General features: G+C 71.5%; 12 protein-coding genes and 2 pseudogenes. 11 read left to right on the forward strand and 3 right to left on the reverse strand.

Annotated elements, in window-relative coordinates:
- Nucleotides 1–1,011 precede the first annotated feature (1,011 nt).
- A pseudogene (locus tag ABZS42_RS08940) lies at nucleotides 1,012–2,625 on the reverse strand (beta-N-acetylhexosaminidase); the annotation flags it as partial.
- A 308-nt stretch (nucleotides 2,626–2,933) separates the two neighbouring features.
- On the opposite strand from ABZS42_RS08940, the gene ppdK reads away from it, so the two are divergent.
- The 7 genes and pseudogenes from ppdK (at nucleotide 2,934) to ABZS42_RS08975 (ending at nucleotide 10,562) form a co-directional block, all read left to right on the forward strand.
- Nucleotides 2,934–5,642 carry a pyruvate, phosphate dikinase gene (gene ppdK, locus ABZS42_RS08945; RefSeq protein ID WP_355143378.1) on the forward strand — a complete coding sequence of 903 codons (2,709 nt, stop codon included), beginning with the start codon at nucleotides 2,934–2,936 and terminating at the stop codon, nucleotides 5,640–5,642.
- Nucleotides 5,643–5,838: 196 nt separating this feature from the next.
- Nucleotides 5,839–6,189: a VOC family protein gene (locus ABZS42_RS08950; RefSeq protein WP_355143379.1), complete on the forward strand. Its 351-nt coding sequence runs from the start codon at nucleotides 5,839–5,841 to the stop codon at nucleotides 6,187–6,189.
- A 15-nt stretch (nucleotides 6,190–6,204) separates the two neighbouring features.
- Nucleotides 6,205–7,479, forward strand: a complete 1,275-nt coding sequence (locus ABZS42_RS08955) for a deoxyguanosinetriphosphate triphosphohydrolase (protein ID WP_355143380.1) — start codon at nucleotides 6,205–6,207, stop codon at nucleotides 7,477–7,479.
- Between the two features lie 15 nt (nucleotides 7,480–7,494).
- Nucleotides 7,495–8,323: pseudogene (locus tag ABZS42_RS08960) on the forward strand (siderophore-interacting protein).
- 154 nt (nucleotides 8,324–8,477) lie between these two features.
- Nucleotides 8,478–9,449: an ABC transporter ATP-binding protein gene (locus ABZS42_RS08965; RefSeq protein ID WP_355143381.1), complete on the forward strand. Its 972-nt coding sequence runs from the start codon at nucleotides 8,478–8,480 to the stop codon at nucleotides 9,447–9,449.
- Complete coding sequence (locus tag ABZS42_RS08970; protein ID WP_355143382.1) at nucleotides 9,449–10,300, forward strand: ABC transporter permease; 852 nt, start codon at nucleotides 9,449–9,451, stop codon at nucleotides 10,298–10,300. The genes ABZS42_RS08965 and ABZS42_RS08970 overlap by 1 nt, the downstream gene beginning before the upstream one ends.
- A 10-nt stretch (nucleotides 10,301–10,310) precedes the next feature.
- Nucleotides 10,311–10,562 (forward strand): helix-turn-helix transcriptional regulator, encoded by a 252-nt coding sequence (locus ABZS42_RS08975; RefSeq protein ID WP_355143383.1) that lies wholly within the window; start codon nucleotides 10,311–10,313, stop codon nucleotides 10,560–10,562.
- Nucleotides 10,563–10,653: 91 nt separating this feature from the next.
- On the opposite strand, the gene ABZS42_RS08980 is transcribed toward ABZS42_RS08975, so the two are convergent.
- Both ABZS42_RS08980 and ABZS42_RS08985 read right to left on the reverse strand, forming a co-directional pair.
- On the reverse strand, nucleotides 10,654–11,850 hold the full coding sequence (locus ABZS42_RS08980; RefSeq protein WP_355143384.1) for a low temperature requirement protein A: 1,197 nt from the start codon (nucleotides 11,848–11,850) through the stop codon (nucleotides 10,654–10,656).
- A gap of 236 nt (nucleotides 11,851–12,086) precedes the next feature.
- Complete coding sequence (locus tag ABZS42_RS08985; protein WP_355143385.1) at nucleotides 12,087–13,664, reverse strand: VCBS repeat-containing protein; 1,578 nt, start codon at nucleotides 13,662–13,664, stop codon at nucleotides 12,087–12,089.
- Nucleotides 13,665–14,027: 363 nt separating this feature from the next.
- On the opposite strand from ABZS42_RS08985, the gene ABZS42_RS08990 reads away from it, so the two are divergent.
- From ABZS42_RS08990 to ABZS42_RS09005, 4 genes are all read left to right on the forward strand, one after another.
- Nucleotides 14,028–17,171, forward strand: a complete 3,144-nt coding sequence (locus ABZS42_RS08990) for a BTAD domain-containing putative transcriptional regulator (RefSeq protein ID WP_355143386.1) — start codon at nucleotides 14,028–14,030, stop codon at nucleotides 17,169–17,171.
- A 426-nt stretch (nucleotides 17,172–17,597) separates the two neighbouring features.
- Nucleotides 17,598–17,867, forward strand: a complete 270-nt coding sequence (locus ABZS42_RS08995) for a hypothetical protein (RefSeq protein ID WP_355143387.1) — start codon at nucleotides 17,598–17,600, stop codon at nucleotides 17,865–17,867.
- A 148-nt stretch (nucleotides 17,868–18,015) separates the two neighbouring features.
- A complete protein-coding gene (gene dnaG, locus ABZS42_RS09000) occupies nucleotides 18,016–19,884 on the forward strand; it encodes a DNA primase (RefSeq protein ID WP_355143388.1) in 1,869 nt (622 codons plus the stop codon).
- Nucleotides 19,885–20,421 carry a hypothetical protein gene (locus ABZS42_RS09005; protein WP_355143389.1) on the forward strand — a complete coding sequence of 179 codons (537 nt, stop codon included), beginning with the start codon at nucleotides 19,885–19,887 and terminating at the stop codon, nucleotides 20,419–20,421.
- Nucleotides 20,422–20,440: the final 19 nt, after the last annotated feature.

The raw sequence follows: 20,440 nt of genomic DNA on the forward strand, positions 1-20,440 counted from the left end.
CATGGGGGTGTCGCACGGGTGAAGTCGAGGGGGAGTGTGCCCGGCGGCGTGGCCTGCTCGGGCGGTCCGGGGTGTAACGGTGGGGGCCGGCGGGGTGTTCCGCCTGGGGCCCGGCTTCCCGGGGATGCTGCCAGTACTTCGGCGGCTTGGGGGTGTAACGGTGGGGGCCGGTGCGGCATTCCGCCGGGGGCCGGGGGTGGCCGCGTGGTGGAGCTGCGGCGGCTCGGGGGTTTCAACGAGCCCGGGGGTGGTGGTGTTCCCGGCCGAGGTTCTGCGCCGCGGGGCCGGCGACCGGGGTCGCGCGGCACGTCATGTTCAACGACCCGGCCCTCGGCATGATTCCACCGCCGGGGTGGCCCCGGACACGGGACGCCCACCCCGATAACGGACATTCGACGCGACCAGTCGCCCACCGAGCCGGACAAACCAGCCCGGTTAGGCCGGCCGGCGACATGATCGACTCGCCTTTATTGAAGTCGCGGTAACCCGAGGCCCGGGACACCCCGACATCAATGAACCCGAGTCGATCACCCCGCCGATCGCCCTGATCGCGCGGTTCGCCCCGATCAACCGGTCGCGGATCGCGCCGGTCGCCTCGATCGCCTCGGTCGGGCGCTGCGCCGTCGCGCCGGCCTCGGTCGTCGGTCCGCGTGTCGTTTTGGGTCGCAGGTCGCTGCCTCGCCCGCCGCCTTCGCCGCCTCAGGCCGGGTCGGTCGCGGTTTCCGGCGTTGTCTGGGTGGGAATCGGCGCGGTATCCGCCACTGGACGAGTGGCTGGCGTCGTCGGAGCGCTGGCGGGCGGTGTCACCAGGTCGGTGGTTGGCGTCGTTGCGGTGCTGGCGGGTCGTGTCGTCACTGGGTCGGTGGTTGGCGGCGTCGGGGCGCTGGCGGGTCGTGTCGTCACTGGGTCGGCGGTTGGCGGCGTCGGGGCGCTGGCGGGTCGTGTCGTCACTGGGTCGGCGGTTGGCGGCGTCGGGGCGCCGGCGGGCGGTGTGGTCGCCGGATCGGTGGCTTCGGCAGGGGTTGCCGGCCAGGGGATCTCCGGGGACGGGTGGTACGTGATCCCGGCGGTCGCCCAGCGTGCGCCGTGCCCGGCCAGCCGCTGCCGGAACCCGGCCCAACTGTGCGCCGACCGCGGTGACCAGCCCAGTTCCGCGAGAGCGGGTAGCCGGGGGAAGAGCATGAACTCGATCTCCGGCAGCGAGGTCACCGACTCGGTCCAGAGCGGGGCCTCCACGCCGAGTATCGCCTCGGCCGGTACGTCGGCGACGTGGCTGCCCGGGTCCCAGTCGTACGCCCGGCGTACGTCGATCAGTCCGGCCCAGTCGTGTCCGAGCGGGGTGTCGGGTGCGTACTTCATGTCCAGGTAGGCGTGGTTGCCGGGGGAGAGGATGAGCCGTGCTCCCCGGCGTACCGCCTCGGCTGTGGCGGGGTCGTCGCCGTTCGTGCCCCACCACTGGAGGATCCGTCCTTCGATGTGCGCGGCCGGGGCTATCTGGTGCCAGCCGACCACGGTCTTGCCGGTGTCGGCGACGATGCGCTGCACTCGCTCGACGAAGCCGGTGTACGTGGCGCCCTTCACCTTGAACGCCTCGTCGCCGCCGATGTGCAGGTACGGGCCGGGGGTGTGCGCGGCCGCCTCGCCGAGCACGTCGGCGATGAACTGGTAGGTCCGTTCGCTCGTCGGGTCGACGTAGCTGAAGCCCACTTCGGTGCCGGTGTACGGCGGTGGCGTGACGCCGTCCGGGGCCAGTTCGCCGTACGCGGCCAGCGCGGAGTTGGTGTGTCCGGGCAGATCGATCTCGGGTACGACGGTGATGTGCCGGGCCGCGGCGTACTCGACGATGCGCTGGTAGTCGGCGGTGGTGTAGTAGCCGCCCGGGCCGTCGCCGACCTCGGTCGCGGCTCCGACGGTGGTGAGGCGGGGCCAGCCGGGTACCGAGATCCGCCAGCCCTGGTCGTCGGTGAGGTGCAGGTGCAGGCGGTTGAGCTTGTACCGGGCCAGGTGGTCGATGACCCGGAGTACGCCGGCGACCGGGAAGAAGTGCCGGGCCACGTCGAGCATCGCGCCCCGGTACGGGTACCGCGGCCGGTCGACGATCGATCCGCCGGGCAGCACCCAGGGTCCGGTGACCGGCGTGCGGCTCTCGATGGCCGGCGGTAGGAGCTGACGGAGGGTTTGTACGCCGTGGGAGAGGCCGGCCGGGGACGCTGCCGTGATCCGTACGACGGTGCGGGTCACGGCGAGCCGGTAGCCCTCGGCGCCGAGCGCGTCGTCCCCGGTGAGCGCGAGAACTATCCCGCTGTCCGTTTCCGGGTCGTCCGTGTCGGTCACCGGCAGCGGGTAGCCGGTGGCCGGCCGCAGCAGTTCGGCGAGGTGCTCGGCGACGGCCGGCGCGGCGGTGCCGGCGCTGACCCGGATCACCGTGTCGGCGGTCAGCTGGTGGTCGTCGGCCGGTTCCGGACGTACCTCTTCGGGCCTGGGTACGACGTCGGTGAGCCGTACCGGGGCGGTGGGGGTCAGCAGGTCGCCGGCGACCTGGGCGGCGGTCCGGGCGAGGTCACCGGCGGCGGGGGTACGCAGCGACATCTGCTCGCGGTCGGCGGCGGAGGGGAGGGACGACACGGCGGCGGCTCCGGGGTGTATTCGCGTCGGTTGTGGCAAATATGACGTTCACCGAAATGCGTGCCGTCAAGGGTACGGCGGGCAGTGGTCCCTGCGTGATCATGCGCGTGGGACCGTTCCCAAAAGCCGGTACGAACGCGGATAGTGGTGATGGCTGTGCCTATTGTCACCGAACGGCCCCAGGCCACCCGATGTTCGCTTAACCTTCGCCCACCGATCGCTGACGACGCCGTGATTAACGGCGCTCGCGCCCGGGGTAGTTCCGAACTGAACCTTCGTTAAGTGTCGATGGCGCGCGGGAGGCTCTGGTGGCAGCGCAAGAAACGGTCGATCACAAGTACGTCTACGACTTCGCCGAGGGCAACAAGGACCTCAAGGACCTGCTCGGCGGCAAGGGCGCCAACCTGGCCGAGATGACCAACCTCGGCCTGCCGGTGCCGCCCGGTTTCACGATCACCACCGAGGCCTGCAAGGCGTACCTCGCCACGGGCGCGGAACCGGCCGGGCTCGCCGACCAGATCGAGGCGCACCTGGAGGCCCTCGAACGGGAGATGGGCCGTCGCCTCGGCGACCCGGACGACCCGCTGCTCGTCTCCGTCCGCTCCGGCGCGAAGTTCTCCATGCCGGGAATGATGGAGACCGTCCTCAACGTGGGCCTCAACGACCGCAGCGTGGTCGGCCTCAGCGCGCAGGCGGGGCAGAACGACCGCTTCGCCTGGGACTCGTACCGCCGGTTGATCCAGATGTTCGGCAAGACCGTCTGCGACGTGCCGGGCGAGGAGTTCGAGCACGCGTTGGAGGAGGCCAAGCGCGCCAGGGGCACCACGGACGATCTCGACCTGGCCGCCGACGACCTGCGCGGGCTGGTCGACGCGTACAAGAAGATCTTCGTCAAGCACACCGGGCGGGAGTTCCCGCAGGAGCCGCGGGAACAGCTCGACCTGGCCATCCGGGCGGTCTTCGAGTCGTGGAACGCCGAGCGCGCGGTGGTGTACCGCCGGCAGGAGCGCATCCCAGCCGACCTGGGCACGGCGGTCAACGTGGTGGCGATGGTCTTCGGCAACCTGGGTCCGGACTCCGGCACCGGTGTGTCGTTCACCCGCGACCCGGCCAGTGGCGCCCAGGGCATCTACGGCGACTACCTCGCCAACGCCCAGGGCGAGGACGTGGTCGCCGGCATCCGCAACACCGTGCCGCTGCAGGAGCTGGAGCGGATCGACAAGAAGTCCTACGACGAGCTGCTCGGCTACATGGCCCGGCTGGAGGAGCACTACCGGGACCTCTGCGACATCGAGTTCACCATCGAGCGCGGCAAACTCTGGATGCTGCAGACCCGGGTCGGAAAACGTACGGCGGCCGCGGCCTTCGTCATCGCCGGCCAGCTCGTCGACGAGGGTCTCATCGACCTGAACGAGGCGTTGCACCGCGTCAACGGCGCGCAGTTGGCCCAGCTGATGTTCCCGCGGTTCCGGCTCGACCACGAGTTCGACCCGGTGGCGAAGGGCGTCGGAGCCTCGCCGGGCGCGGCGTCGGGCAAGGCGGTCTTCAGCTCCGACCGCGCCGTCGAACTGGCCGCCCAGGGTGAGTCGGTGATCCTGGTCCGCCGCGAGACCAACCCGGACGACCTGAACGGCATGATCGCGAGCAAGGGCATTCTCACCTCGCGGGGCGGCAAGACCAGCCACGCGGCCGTCGTGGCCCGGGGGATGGGCAAGACCTGCGTCTCCGGTGCCGACGAGCTGGACGTGAACATCCCGCAGCGGAGGTTCACCGTGGGCGGGCACACCGTCGGAGAGGGCGACGTCATCTCGGTCGACGGCACGACCGGAAAGGTCTACCTGGGCGAGGTGCCCGTCATGCCCTCCGAGGTGGTGCAGTACTTCGAGGGCACGCTCGACGCCGAGCAGCGTGACAACCCGCTCGTCCGGGCCGTACACCGGATCATGACGCACGCCGACCAGCTGCGGCGGCTGACCGTACGCGCGAACGCCGACACGGCCGACGACGCGGCCCGGGCCCGGCGCTTCGGCGCCGGCGGCATCGGGCTGTGCCGGACCGAGCACATGTTCCTCGGCGACCGCCGGGAGCTGGTCGAGCGGCTGATCCTGGCCCGCACCGACGACGAACGCGAGAACGCCCTCGCCGCCCTGCTGCCGTTGCAGCGGACCGACTTCGTGGAGATATTCAAGGCGATGGACGGCCTGCCGGTCACCGTCCGGCTGATCGACCCACCGCTGCACGAGTTCCTGCCGCCGCTGGAGCAGCTCGCGGTCAACGTGGCGGTGGCCCAGGAGCGCGGTGAGGACGTGGCCAAGGAGGAGGCGCTGCTCGCCGCCGTGCGGCGGATGCACGAGGAGAACCCGATGCTCGGCCTGCGCGGCGTACGCCTCGGCCTGGTCATCCCCGGCCTGTTCGCGATGCAGGTCCGCGCGATCGTCGAGGCCGCCGTCGCGGTCGTGCGTGACGGCGGGTCGGCCTGCCCGGAGATCATGGTCCCGCTGGTCGGCGCGGTGCAGGAGCTGGAGACGGTACGCGCCGAGGCCGAGAAGATCATCGCGGAGGTGGTCGGGGAGAGCGGCGTCGAGGTGCTGATCGGCACGATGATCGAGGTGCCGCGGGCGGCGCTGACCGCCGGGCAGATCGCCGAGGCGGCGGAGTTCTTCTCCTTCGGCACCAACGACCTGACCCAGATGGGTTGGGGATTCTCCCGCGACGACGTGGAGGCCGCGTTCTTCTGGCGCTACCTGGAGCTGGGCATCTTCGGCATCTCACCGTTCGAGTCGATCGACACCGAGGGAGTGGGCCGGCTGGTCCGGATCGCCGCCGAGGAGGGCCGGGCCGCCCGGCCCGGACTGAAGCTCGGCGTCTGCGGCGAGCACGGCGGCGACCCCGACTCGGTGCACTTCTTCCACTCCGTCGGATTGGACTACGTCTCCTGCTCGCCGTTCCGGGTGCCGGTGGCGCGGCTGGAGGCGGGTCGAGCCGTCGTGGAGACGACCGGCTCGGACAGCCGCTGACCGGACCGGCGGCGGGCCGGATGACCGTCCCGCCGCCGGTGGTGTCGGGCGAGCCGGATCCGGGTTGCCGTGGCGGATTCACCCGGCCCCGGTCCGGGAACTGTCATCCCGCGAGCGGGTTCGCCGGCAGGCCGCACGGCGGTCGCGGGCGTAACCTTGGCTCGCTCGTACTCCGTCGTTGCGGAAGGGTGGCTGCATGACCAGCGTCTGGGAGAGCCTGACCGTCGACGCCCACGATCCGCCCCGGCTGGCCCGGTGGTGGGCCGAGGCCCTCGGCTATCAGGTAGTCACCGAGAAGCCCGACGAGGTGGAGATCCGGCAGTCGCCGGAGCGGCTCCCCGGCATCGTCTTCGTGCCGGTCACCGAGGGCAAGGAGACCAAGAACCGGCTCCACCTCGACCTGCGCCCCGACGACCGCGAGGCAGAGGTCGAGCGGCTGGTCGACATGGGTGCCCGGCACGTCGACGTCGGGCAGGCCGGTGTCGACTGGACGGTGCTCGCCGACCCGGAGGGCAACGAATTCTGCGTGCTCCGGCAACGTGACTAGGGCTGGGACGACCGGTTGAGCGGGCAGCCGTTCGACGCGCCGGACACGCGGCGGCGGGTCACGGAAGCGCCCAAGGACACCGGGCACGGCCGGTCCCCGTACGAGCGGGACCGCGCACGGGTGCTGCACTCGGCGGCGTTCCGGCGGTTGGCCGCGAAGACCCAGGTGCACACGGCGGGCACCGACGACTTTCTGCGTACCCGGCTGACCCACTCGCTGGAGGTCGCGCAGATCGCCCGGGAGATGGGCGCCCGGCTGGGCTGTGACCCGGACGTGGTGGACGTCGCCGGGCTCGCCCACGACCTCGGGCACCCGCCGTTCGGGCACAACGGCGAGGCCGCGCTGGACCTGCTGGCCGGCGACTGCGGCGGCTTCGAGGGCAACGCGCAGACGCTGCGGGTGCTGATCCGGTTGGAGGCGAAGGTGTTCGCCCCCGACGGCTCCTCCGCCGGTCTGAACCTCACCCGCGCCTCGCTCGACGCGGTCGGCAAGTACCCCTGGCCGCGCCGCCCCGGCCGCCGCAAGTTCGGGGTGTACGCCGACGACGCCGACGTGTTCGGCTGGATCCGGGCCGGCGCGCCGCCGGGGGAGCGGCGCTGCCTGGAGGCGCAGGTGATGGACTGGGCGGACGACGTGGCGTACTCGGTACACGACGTCGAGGACGGCATCCACAGTGGGTACGTGTCGCTGCGTCCCCTGCTCGACGACGCCGACGAACGTGCCGCGCTCTGCGCAGACGTGGCGGCGATCTACTCCCGCGAGTCGCCGGCCGACCTCGGTGAGGTGCTGGTGGAGCTTCTCGCCGATCCGGCGCTCGCCCCGCTCGCCGGGTACGACGGCAGCCACGGTGCGCAGGCCGCGCTCAAGGCCACCACCAGCGTGCTGACCGGCCGCTTCGTCTCCGCCGCGGTCTCCGCGACACAGGACCGCTTCGGCCCCGGCCCGCACCGCCGGTACGCGGCGGACCTGGTGGTGCCCCGGGAGGTGCGGGCCCGCTGCGCGCTGCTCAAGGGGATCGCGTTGCGCTACGTGATGCGTCGCCCCGGCGCGCGCGCCCGATACGAGTGGCAGCGGCAGGTGCTCGCCGAGTTGGTCGCCGCTCTGGTGGCCCGGGCGCCGGAGGGGCTCGACCCGGTCTTCGCGCCGCTGTGGCGGGCGGCCCCGGACGACGGCGCGCGGCTGCGTGTGGTGATCGACCAGGTCGCCTCGCTGACCGACCCCGCTGCGGTCGCCTGGCACGCTCGCCTGGCCAGGGATGGTGGACCCCGCCCCACCGCCGGTGAAGGTTAGGGTAACCTAACCAATATGACGGAGCGCCGTACGAAGGTCACCAGGGCTGAGGTAGTGCGTGTCGAGCGGCCCGCCCCGCGCCTGATCCGGCTGGTTCTCGGTGGTGAGGAGCTGACCGGCCTGCCGGTGGGCGAGTTCACCGACCACTACATCAAGGTGGTCTTCCCCCAGCCGCACGTCGCCCACCCGTCGCCGTACGACCTGGAGGCCGTCCGCCGCGACCTGCCGCGCTCGCACTGGCCACGCCTGCGGACGTACACCGTGCGGGCGTGGGACGCGCGAGCCGGGGAGCTCACCGTCGAGGTGGTGTACCACGGCGACGAGGGGCTCGCCGGACCCTGGGCGGCCGGCCTGCGCCCCGGCGATCCGGTGTACTTCGTCGGCCCCGGTGGGGCGTACGCCCCGAGCCCGGCGGCGGACTGGCACTTGCTGGTCGGGGACGAGAGCGCCCTGCCGGCGATCGCCGCGTCGCTGGAGCGGCTGCCGTCCGGCGCGCCGGCGAAGGTCTTCGTCGAGGTCGACGGCCCGGCCGACGAGCTGCCGGATCTGCCGGGGAGAGGTCGAGCTCTACTGGCTGCACCGGGCCGCCCGGCCGGTGGGCGAGGTGCTCGTGGACGCCGTACGGACGCTCGACTTCCCGCCCGGCGCCGTGCACGCGTTCGTGCATGGCGAGGCGGCGTTCGTGAAGGAACTGCGTCGGCTGCTGCGCGTCGAGCGGGGCGTGCCCCGGGAGATGTGCTCCATCTCCGGCTACTGGCGACGGGGCATGGACGACGAGAGTTGGCGGGCCTGCAAGCCCGAGTGGCGGCGGCAGGCCGAGGCCGAGGAGGCGCTGGCCGCCTGAGCTGACGGTACGCATCGTGGGGTGGGGGCATGCTCCCACCCCACTGGCGTCTCCGGCCCCGAAGTGGCGAACTCGCGGGCAGCAGTGTGTCTACGCCGATGTGTAGTAGGGATGCTACATTTTGGCGCAGTAGTTCATCAGCCAGGGAGGGGTCATGACCGCCGTCGAGCTCCCAGGAACCGTTGCCGCTCCGCACCCGCCCGACGGGGACCTCGTACTCGACGTCCGCGATCTGCGCATGCGCTACGGCACCGTCGACGTGCTGCACGGCGTCGACCTCACCGCCCGGCGCGGCGAGGTGCTCGCGCTGCTCGGCCCGAACGGTGCCGGCAAGACCACCACCATCGAGATCCTCGAAGGCTTCCGGATGCGCTCCGCCGGAGATGTCCGGGTCCTCGGCGTCGACCCGAGCCGGGGCGACGAGCGTTGGCGCGCCCGGATGGGGGTGGTGCTCCAGTCCTGGCGTGACCACGGCAAGTGGCGGGTCCGGGAGCTGCTGGCGCACCTGGGCGCCTTCTACGCCCCCTACTCCACCGGCCGGATCCGCCGACCGTGGCCGGTCGACGAGCTGCTGGACACCGTCGGTCTCGCCGAGCACGCCCGCAAGCGGGTCAGCCAGCTCTCCGGGGGTCAACGGCGTCGGCTCGACGTGGCGGTAGGCATCGTGGGCCGCCCCGAGCTGCTCTTCCTGGACGAGCCGACGGTCGGGTTCGACCCGGCCGCTCGCCGCGAGTTCCACGAGCTGGTGCACCGGCTGGCCGACCTGGACGACACCACGATCCTGCTCACCACGCACGACCTGGACGAGGCGGAGAAGCTCGCCGAGCGGATCCTCATCCTGGCCGGCGGCCGCATCATCGCCGACGGTTCGCCGGACGAGCTGTCCCGCCGGGTCGCCGGGAACGCGGAGATCCGCTGGACCCGGGACGGCGAGCGCTTCGTCCACTCCGCAGCCGACGCCACGGCCTTCCTCCGTGACCTGTTCCGGCAGTACGGCGACGACGTGCAGGAGCTGGAGGTCCGCCGGCCCAACCTGGAGGACGCGTACATGGCACTGGTCTACGAGCAGGAGTCCGGGGCCCGAGGCAGCACGGCGGCCGGGGCTTGGCAGCAGGGGAGGCACTGATGAACCCGACCTCGGCGGCCGTCCGGGCCGGATACCAGCGCGGCTTGATCGAGCTGCGCAACACCTTCACCAACGCGCAGGACCTGTGGGGCTACCTCTTCCCGACCCTGGTCCTGCTGGTCACCGTCTTCTTCATGCGTGGAGCCACGGTTCCCGGCACGGACTTCTCCCTCGGCGCCCGTACGCTGCCCAGCGTCCTCGGCATGGGGCTGGCCTTCGGTGGCCTGATCACGCTTGCCCAACAGCTCGTCGTCGAGCGCGAGGACGGCACGCTGCTGCGGGCCAAGGCCACTCCGAACGGCATGCTCGGCTACCTCGTCGGCAAGCTCACCCTGATGTCGACCGTCGCGCTGGTGAGCATGCTCATCCAGCTCGTCCCGTCGCTGTTCCTTGTGGACGGGCTCCGCCTGACCAGCGCACCGGCCTGGCTCACCCTGCTCTGGGTGGCGGTGCTCGGCCTGGTGGCCACCCTGCCCCTCGGCGCGGTCATCGGGTCGCTGATCGAGAACCCGCGCAACCTCGGGCTGATCATGCTGCCGATGATGGGGCTGATCGCGCTCTCCGGCATCTTCTACCCGATCAACGGCTACCCGGGCTGGCTCCAGGCCGTCGCCCAGGCCTTCCCGGTCTACTGGCTAGGGTTGGGCATGCGCTCGGCGCTGCTGCCGGACGCGCTGGCCGCGGTCGAGATCGGCGGGTCGTGGCGGCACCTGGAGACGTTCGGCGTGCTCGGCGCGTGGGCGGTGCTCGGGCTCGTGCTGGCCCCCGTCGTACTGCGGCGGATGGCCCGCCGCGAATCCGGCTCCCGGGTGGCCGCACGCCGGGAGCGGGCCATGCAGCAGGTCATCTGAGAGGACGTCGATGAGCGAGACCGTGCACAACCGCATCGCGGTGCTGCGGGCCGAGCGGGGCATCTCCCGGCGGCAGCTCGCCGACGCGTTGGGTGTGCACTACCAGACGGTCGGCTACCTGGAGCGGGGCGAGTTCCGGCCCAGCCTGCACCTGGCGCTGCGGATAGCCGCGTACTTCGAGGTGCCGGTCGAGGTGGCCTTCTCGATCGAACCGTTCCCCCGCATCGGCGACGCCCCCGCGGAGGCCGGCCGCTCGGCATGACCGGCGGCCGCTTACCGTACCGCTTCAGCGCGGGCGAGCGCCTCGACGGTGGCGTCGTCGCCGGGGCGCGGCGACCCGAGCGGACGCCGGGTCAGTCGGTGGCGGTGAGCTCCGTTCCCGGAGCGATCCGTTCCCTGCCCAGCACGAAGGTGAACAGCACCGCGTACCCGACGATCGCCGCGCTGAGCAACACCAGCACCAGGAACGGCGAGAAGGCCATCAAGGTGATCGCCCAGGCCGAGCCGATCCCGCACGCGGCGAGCACGGTGACACCGAGCGCGACCCGGATCGACAGCCAGTAGAGGCCCAGCCCGCAGAGGAGCCAGAGGGTGGTCGAGCCGGCGAGCAGCAGGCGTACCTCCGTGGTCAGGGTCTCGTCGCGGTGGACCGTCCGGACCACCTGCCCGAGTGCCCAGCCGAGCAGCAGCAGGCCGCCACCGAGCAGGTAGTGCAGGTAGGCGTAGGGCTGACCGCCGCGCAGCCGGTGCATGGGGATGCCACTGGTGACGAAGGTGGCGTAGATCCACCAGATCGCCGCCGGCACGGTGAAGGCCAGCGCCGCGGTGAGGGCCATCTTCTGGTCGGGGTGGTTCGGCACCGTGGCGAGCAGGTTGGCCACCGTGCTGCCGAGCACGATGATGATGAACTGGCCGACCCGTTCCGGGAGGTGCCGGACGTCCACCGGCCACCGGCTGAGCCAGCGGTAGCCGGCCCAGGGCGTGGCGAGCTCGACCAGCGTGCCGGTGATCCAGAACGCCGGCCGCAGGTGCCCGGGCACGGCCAGCGAGGCCAGCCAGATCAGCCAGCCGAGTCCGAAGCCGATCAGGTAGACGAGGGTGCCCGCCCGGGCCACCTCGGTGGTCGGGCGGCCCCGGAAGTAGAGCAGGAGCAGTACGCCACGGACGATCAGGTAGCCGACCGGCAGCATCTCGCCGTCGGGCACCTCATCCACCCCGACGGTGATCGCCCCGGCGCCGAGCAGCGCGAGCAGCAGCAGCAAACGGTGCGGCAGATCATCCGCTTCGTACCGGGTGGCGTAGTAGGCGTGCCCCACCCAAGCCCACTGCACCACCAGGAAGAGCCCGAACACGGTGATCACGCTGCTCAGCCGAGGGGTGCTGTCCTCGCCGAGCCGGTCCACCACGGCCGCCAGGGCGAAGACGAAGATCACGTCGAAGAAGAGTTCGAACCAGGTGGCGTGCCGGTGGCCGGTCTCGTCGACGCTGGCCAACGGCCGGCCTATGGCCCGCCGGCCCCATTCTGCTGCCCGCTCCTGCCACCTCCTCATCTGCCCATGCTCGCCGCACCGGGTCGGTACCTGGGACGGAATGGACAAGCTGCTCGCGATCCGGCTCACCCGGCCGCTCGGTCAACCAGCGTCACCGCGGGCCATCTCCGGGTCGTACCGTCCGCACCTCGCCATGATCTCCACGCCAGGGACGCCAGGGACGCCAGGGACGAAAAGGGGCGAGGGTCACCGGCTCGCTGCCGGCCTACCCTCGCCCCCGGTTCTCGCGGCTTGCGTCACCAGTTGCCGAGGACGAGGCGTCCGTCGACCGGGCCGAGGTTGTAGGGGCCGGAGGTGTACCAGCGGCCGAGGCTGGTGAGGCCGCCGCTCCAGACGTAGTAGGCGAAGGTGCCGTCGCTGATCTGGTAGGCCATGACGATGTCGGCCTTGCCGTCGCCGGTGACGTCGCCGGCGGCGACGCGGTCGCCGACGTTGGACAGGGCGAATGAGCCGTCGCCCTTGTAGTCGGTGGTGTGGGTGAAGCTGCTGCCGGTGGAGGTCCAGCGGTGGATGGTCATGGTGCCGTCGCCGTCGTCGTGTACGAGTGCGGGTTCGGCCTTGCCGTCTCCGGTGAAGTCGGCCACGACCAGGCGTCCGTCGACCGGGCCGAGGTTGTAGGGGCCGGAGGTGTACCAGCGGCCGAGGCTGGTGAGGCCGCCGCTCCAGACGTAGTAGGCGAAGGTGCCGTCGCTGATCTGGTAGGCCATGACGATGTCGGCCTTGCCGTCGCCGGTGACGTCGCCGGCGGCGACGCGGTCGCCGACGTTGGACAGGGCGAATGAGCCGTCGCCCTTGTAGTCGGTGGTGTGGGTGAAGCTGCTGCCGGTGGAGGTCCAGCGGTGGATGGTCATGGTGCCGTCGCCGTCGTCGTGTACGAGTGCGGGTTCGGCCTTGCCGTCTCCGGTGAAGTCGGCCACGACCAGGCGTCCGTCGACCGGGCCGAGGTTGTAGGGACCGGAGGTGTACCAACGACCACGACTGCGCAGGCCCTCGTCGAATACGTAGAAGCCGAAGGTGCCGTCGCTGATCTGGTACGCCATGACGATGTCGTCGTTGCCGTCCCCGTCGACGTCGCCGGCGGCGACCCGGTCGCCGACGTTGGACAGGGCGAAGGAGCCCTCGCCCTTGTAGTCGGTGGTGTGGGTGAAGCTGCTGCCGGTCGAGTTCCAGCGGTGGATGGTCATGGTGCCGTCGCCGTCGTCGTGCGCGAGCGCCGGCCCCTTCCGGCCTGCCGGGCCGTCGATGATCCCGGTTCGCCGAATCGGCTTGTAGGTGCGCAGGTCGGCGGCACTGTTGAAGCCCAGATTGCCCTCGTTGTTCTTCGCGTACGGGTTCTGGACCGTCTGGCCGTCGCTGTTGAAGGAGTAGACGTAGGCGCCCTTGCTGTGGTCGGACCGGTCGGCCCAGTGCGCGAACAGCTCCATGTGGCCCGAGCGCACCATCGCGTCGCCCGGCTGGAAGTCGTCGATGCTGCCGAGGGTCTTCCAGCGCGAGTTGCTGCCCTGGAAGTCGTCGGTGATGTAGCTGGTGTTCAGGTGCCAGGCCATCGAGACCAGGCCGGAGCAGTCCCGGCGGTAGGTCTTGTCTCCGTCGATGTCGCTGGCCCAGGTGCCGGTCTGGGTGTAGGTGATGCCCCGATCGACCCAGTTCTGGGTGCGGGAGAGCATCTCGCTACGCCCGATGGGGCCCTCGATCGTGGAGGCCTGGGCGGGGGCGGCGAGCGACAGGCCGACCAAGCCGCCGGCGACGATCGCCAGGGCCCCGATGGCGGCGAGCTGTCGGCGACCCCGGAAGGGGCGCGAGGCGTGCTGCACGGGTTGTTCCTTCCTGTGTAGGACCAGCGGGTCGCACCCTGGCCCGGTGTGCACGGCGGGTATTGGCCGGAGCACACAGGGCCGGTAAAGTCCGCGGCGCGAGGTCTACCGTGGGGCCAGCCATTGTGGCTGGTCCCGAGTGGTGTCTCGCTGTGCGGTTTTGGGTGCACGACCCCTTTCTGTCGGAGGTATGGGAGAGAAACGGCGCCGGTGTGTGGTGCCTTCGGTCCGGGCTGTTCCTGGGGAAGACCTTCGCGGTGGGACCCGGTAGCGAACCTGAACAAATCCTTGACAATTTCAAACGGCCTGGTCGCAGGCCGTGGCGGTTACTACGGACGCGGGGGCTGGGCCGTGGAACTACGCATGCTTGGGGAACTGCAGGTCCTGGTGGACGGTCGGCCGTTGGAGCTGGGCCCACCGAAACAGCGTCTGGTGTTCGCGGCCCTCGCCGTCGACGCGGGCCGCGGCGTGCCGATCGAGGCGCTCGTCGACCGGGTGTGGGACGACGCCCCGCCGGCTGACGCCCGCGGCGTCCTCTACACCTACCTCACCCGCATCCGCCGGATACTCGCTGCGGCCGGGTCCGAAGCGGCGCCGGTCACCGTGACCCGCAACCAGTCCGGGTATCTCCTGGCCGCCGATCCGGACCACGTCGACCTGCACCGGCTGCGCCGCCTCGCCGAGCGGGCCCAAGGTCTCCCGGCTGATCACCCGGACCGGCCGGCGCTGCTGCGGGAAGCGATCGAGCTATGGCGCGGCGACCCGCTCGACGGCCTGCCCGGCGGCTGGGCGGCCCGGGTCCGCGAAGGGCTGCGCCAGCAACTCGTCCGGGTGTTGCTGGACTGGGCCGACAGCGAGCTGGGTCAGGGCCGGCCAGGGCCGGTCGCCGACCGACTGACCCTGGCGGTCGACCGCAGCCCGCTCATCGAGCCACTGGTGGTCTGCCTGATGCGGGCGTTGTACTTCAACGGGCGCCGGCCGGAGGCGCTCGACCTGTACGCCCGGACACGCTCTTTGCTGGCCGACGAACTCGGCGTCGATCCGGGCGCGGAGCTCCAGGACGTGCACCGGGAGATCCTCCGGGGCACCCTGCGGCCACCGGCGGTCGCCACCGCGCCGGCGGAGCCATCCGCGCCGGCCGCGACCGTGATCCTCACCCCGGCACCGGAGCCGCCGCCGGCCCAGCCACCGGCTGACGGCCCCGGCTGTCAGCTTCCGGCCGATCTGCCCGATCACGTGGGCTGTGAACCGGAGATCTCCTGCGCGTTGAGCGTGCTCCAGCCCACCGGCAGTCGTACCCATGGAACCGCCGGGCCGGTGGTCATCCTCTCCGGCCCCGGCGGGGTGGGGAAGACGTCGCTCAGCGTGCGGCTCGCGTACCTGCTGCGTGACTCGTATCCGGACGGGCAGATCTTCGTGAGTCTGAGTAGCCGTTCGGGCGACTCGGGCGACGCGTTGGACCGGGTGCTGCGGGCGCTCGGTGCCACCAACCTGCAGCAGCTGCGCACGATCGAGGACAAGCTCGGCCAGTACCGGTCGATGTTGAGCGGACGGCGTTTTCTCATCGTGCTCGACTCGGCGGTCAGCGCGGAGGAGGTCCGCCCGCTGGTCCCCGGCGGACCGGGCAGTGCCCTGATCGTCTCCAGCCGGGCCATGCTCACCACCATTCCCGGCGCCGAGCACATCGAGGTGCCACTGCTGAACCGGGCCGATTCCATCAAGCTGCTCCAGCGCATCGTCGGACCGGACCGGGTGCTGTCCGAGCCGGAGGCGGCGGACGCGCTCGTCGAGGTGTGCGCGGGCATGCCGCTTGCCCTGCGCATCGTCGGCGCCCGGATCGCGGCCCGTCCGCATCGCCGGATGGCCCGGTTCGCAGACCGGATGCGCGACGAACGGGCCCGGCTGGACGAGATGGCGGCGGACGGGCTGGCCGTACGGGTCAGCGTCGGAATCAGCTACCGCGCCCTGGGCTTGTCGGCCCGGCGGGCGTTCCGGCTACTCGGCTTCATGGGGGTGCCCAGCTTCGCCGACTGGCTGGTGGCGGCGCTCATCGACGGTTCCGTGGACGAGGCTGAAGAGCTGCTGGAACAGTTGACGGACGCGCGACTGGTGATGGCGGTGCCCGACCCGACCCACGGGCTGCTCAGGTACCAGATGCACGACCTGGTCAGGCTCTTCGCCTGGGAGCGCGCCCGAGAGGAGGACGCCGACGCGGCGCTGCGCTCGGCCGTCTCCAGAGTGCTGCTGGCTGCCACCGAGATCGCGGAGCGGCTCGGCCAGCGTCTGCCGTACGCCGTCCCGCCCCTCTACCGTCAGGAGTCGATGCCGGTCGGTCTGGAGCCATCCGTGCTCGCGGCGGATCATCTCCGACCCGGGTGGTTGGAGGTCGAGTCGCCCGCCCTGATCGCCGCGGTGGAACGGGCCGCCGATCTCGGGATGGACGTGGCCGCGTGTGCTCTGGCCGACGCGTTGGTGCATGCCTCCTTCGCGCTCCGGAACGATTTCGTCGGTTGGGGCCGTACCCATGCGGCGGCGTTGGCCGCAGCCAGGGCGGCCGGTAACGCCGTCGGCGAGGCGGTGATCGAGTGCGGCATCGCCCTGCTCCGGTACAAGGAGGACCGGTTCGCCGACGCTGAGCGCAACTTCCGTACTGCCGTGGAACTCTTCGAGGCGGCTGGTCACGAGCGAGGCGCGGCCACGGGCCGTAACGGTCTCGGCTCGGTGTTGCGTGAGTTCGGGCGGCACCGGGAGGCGATTCCGCTGCTGACCGCGGCGGCCGAGACGCTCAACCGGCTGGGCGACCACACCGGTGCGGCCGATGCCACCTACGGCATGGGGCACAGTCTGCGGGAACTCGGTGACGACGCCGGGGCGTTGGTCTGGCTCGACCGCGCGATCGACAGCTACCGGTCGCTGCGCCATTTCCGGGGCGAGGTCATCGCTGTCCGCGGGATCGGCCTGGTGCACCGTGCGTGCGGCGACCTGGACGAGGCGGAGCGCTGGTTCGTGCGGGCACAGGATCTGGTCACCGAGCACGGTGACGAGCACATGGTCTGCTACACGGAGCAGGCGTTGGCGAAGGTTTGGTTCCGCCGAGGCGACGTGGTTCGGCCGCGCGCCCTGCTCGAGCACGGCCTCGCGACCTGTCGTCGGCTGCACGACCGGTTCGGCGCGGCACTGATCCAGCGGACACTCGGTGAGCTGCACCTGGCCGCCGGACGGCCCACGGCGGCGGTCGAGGCGCTGCGACTGGCGCGCGAGTGGTGGGTCGAGATGGGGCACGATCTCGGTACGGCGCGGACGTTGCGTGACCTCGGCGCGGCGCACGCGGCCCTGGGCGATGTCGCGGCAGCGCACGAGGCCTGGGATTTCGCCTCGGCGACGTTCCGTCGCCTGGGTACCCGTGAGGCGGCCGAGGTGTCCGGCTGGCACCGGCGCTGGGGCTGCGGTTGTGCGTCCAGCGGCTCGTCGGCGGGCCGCCCGCTCTCGGCCGCCGGCCCGATCTGACCGGCGGTGGCCTGCGTTTCAAGATTTGGTTCAGATCTCGAGCAGACCGCCTTCCTAGCGTCGAGGGGAACGCCGGGCACGCGCCCGGCGGGCAGTCCTCGCGAGAATGGGTAGGCGATCATGACGCTCCGACGTAGCAGCACGTACCTGGTCCTGGCGGTCACCCTGACGATGACGGCGAGCGGATGTGGGCAGCCGGAACGCGTCACGGCGAACCCGGCACCCGCATCACCTGCCGCCGCGGTGGCATCCGCGCCGGGCGGGGCGGCGTCGACCGCTGCCGAACCGGTTCCGACGTCCCCCGACGCGCCCGCTGCCGCGCCGCCGGTAACGGACACGGGTCGCGGCGCGGTTCCGGTACCGCCGGCGTCCGCCCCCGCGCCGACGCGCATAGCAGCCATGCCGCCGGCTGTGGATTCCGATCCGATGTGCCGCACACCTGTCCTGCTCGAGGCCACCGCCGCCGCCCTGAAGGCGCCGACGGTGACGCAGGTCGAGGTGGTGGGCTGCCGCGACGGCTTCGCCCGACTGCTCGCCAGGGCGGGAGCGTCGACCGAGATCCCCGGCGGCAACCAGGTGTTCCTCCGGTCGGATCAGCGGGTCTGGAAGGTCGTCGCCCGCACCTCAGCCGGCGTCGACTGCGGCGACCCCAACCTCGCTGCGGAGGTGAGGGCGGTGTGCACGGCCCTGGCGTGAGACGGCCGGAGCAGTGAAAGCGTCACGATCCAGGACAATTCAACCGGCACCTCACTGACGGGGCCGAGGCCCCGGAGTGGCGACGGCCACCCGGGGCCGGAACTGCCGCCGGTACAAGGCAGGATGGAGGGCCGAAGGGGGTGCAACGATGGCGGGGCGGATCCGGGACGAGGACATCGCGCTGGTCCGGGAACGCACCTCGATCGAGGAGATCATCTCCGAGACGGTGACGCTCCGGTCCGCAGGCGGCGGCAATCTCAAGGGGCTGTGCCCGTTCCACGACGAGAAGAGCCCCTCGTTCAACGTGTCGCCGGCACGCAACGTGTGGTACTGCTTCGGCTGCGGCGCGGGCGGCGACGCGATCAAGTTCCTGATGGATGCCGACCATCTCAGCTTCGTCGAGGCGGTCGAGCGGCTCGCCGGCCGCGCCGGGATCCAGCTGCGGTATCTCGAGACCGACTCGGGCCCGTCGCGGAGCCGGCCACAACAGGGGCAGCGGCAGCGGCTGGTCGCCGCGCACGCCGCTGCGGTCGAGTTCTACCAGTCCCAGCTCACCACCGCCGCCGCCCGACCGGCCCGCGAGTTCCTGGCCTCGCGCGGCTTCGACCGCGCGGCCGCCGAGCGGTACGCCTGCGGCTTCGCCCCGGACGCCTGGGACCAGCTCACCAAGCATCTGCGCCAGCGTGGCTTCACCGCTGACGAGCTGGTCACCGCCGGGCTGTCCCGTCCGGCCCGGTCGGGTTCGCTCATCGACCGCTTCCGCCGCCGGCTGCTCTGGCCGATCCGGGACCTCAGCGGAGACGTGATCGGCTTCGGCGCGCGCAAACTCTTCGACGATGACGACGGCCCGAAGTACCTGAACACCCCCGAGACGCCGCTCTACAAGAAGTCGCACGTCCTCTACGGCATCGACCAGGCCAAACGGGAGATCGCCAAGCAGGGCAAAGTGGTCGTCGTGGAGGGCTACACCGACGTGATGGCCTGTCACCTGGCCGGCGTCACCACTGCCGTGGCCACCTGCGGCACCGCGTTCGGCGCCGACCACATCGGCGTGCTGCGCCGGCTCCTGCTCGACACCGACGCCGTCGCCGGCGAGATCATCTTCACCTTCGACGGTGACGCCGCCGGGCAGAAGGCCGCCCTGCGCGCGTTCGACGACGACCAGCGCTTCGTCGGCCGTACCTTCATCGCGGTCAGCCCCGACAACATGGACCCGTGCGAGCTGCGCCTGGCCAAGGGCGACCTGGCCGTACGTGACCTGGTCGCGCGCCGCGAGCCGCTGGTCGACTTCGCGCTGCGGCACGTCATCAGCCGCTACGACCTCGACACCGTCGACGGGCGGGTGGAGGCGATGCGTCGGGCCGCGCCGCTGGTCGCCAAGATCAAGGACCGGGAGAAGCGGCCCGAGTACATCCGTAAGCTCGCCGGCGACCTGGGCATGGAGATCGAGCCGGTGCAGCGGGCCGTGCAGACCGCGGCATCGGGCGCGGACGGTCGGGAGACGAGCACCCGGGCACCCCGGCCCGCCGCCGGGCCTGCGGCGGACAGTCCGCAGTCGATGGTCGAGCGGGAGGCGTTGAAGCTCGCCCTCCAGCAGCCGGTGCTCGCCGGGCCGATGTTCGACGCAGTGGAGGCCCCCGAATACCGGCACCCCGTCCACGTGGCGGTACGCGAGGCGATCGCGGCGGCCGGCGGGGCGGCGGCCGCGCCCGGCGGGGCGGTGTGGATCGAGTCGGTCCGGGACGCCTGCGCCGACCTCGGCGGCCAGGCGCTCGTCGCGGAACTCGCCGTCGAGCCGCTGCGGATCGACGGCGAGCCGGACCCCCGGTACGTCTCGGTGACCGTGGCCAGGTTGCAGTGGGGATCGGTGACCGCCCGGATCAAGGACCTCAAGTCCCGGATCCAACGGATCAACCCGATCAGCAACAAGGACGAGTACTTCGCGCTCTTCGGTGAGCTGCTCTCGCTGGAGCAGCACGCGCGGGCGCTGCGGGAACAGGCCGCGGGAGGACTGTAGATGGGACTGTTCAACCGTCGGCCCAAGTTGCGCCCGGCCGACCGGCCACCACTCGAACCCGACGAGCGGGTGCTCGCCTGGGCCGCGGCCGGAGACGGTGTGGACGGCGGCGTCCTGGTCGCCACCAACCTCGGGCTCTGGCTGCCCGGCCGGCCGGAGCGGTTGGGCTGGCACGAACTGATCAAGGCGGGCTGGTCCGGCCGGGAGCTGACAGTCACGCCGGCCGAACTGGTCGCCGAGCGGGACGGCTACCTGGTGGTCGCCGACGCCGCCCCGCAGACGTACCTGCTGCTCGACCCGGGCGACGTGCCGCATCAGGTGCGGGCGCGGGTCACCCGATCCGTCGCGTACACCCAGCACCACCGGATGACCGGCGGCGCCGGCCGGATCGCCGCCCGCCGGGCCCCCGGTGTCGACGGTCTGACCTGGACCGTCCGGTACGACCCGGGGACCCCGCCCGACGACGCCGAGGTGACCGCCGAGACCGACCGGCTGGTGGTGGCGGCCCGAGGCGCGACCGCTCCCGCCGACGTCTGATCCGGCGGGAGCGACCGAC

Source organism: Micromonospora sp. NPDC005367 (assembly GCF_040606825.1).
In the GTDB taxonomy this organism is placed as follows: domain Bacteria; phylum Actinomycetota; class Actinomycetes; order Mycobacteriales; family Micromonosporaceae; genus Micromonospora.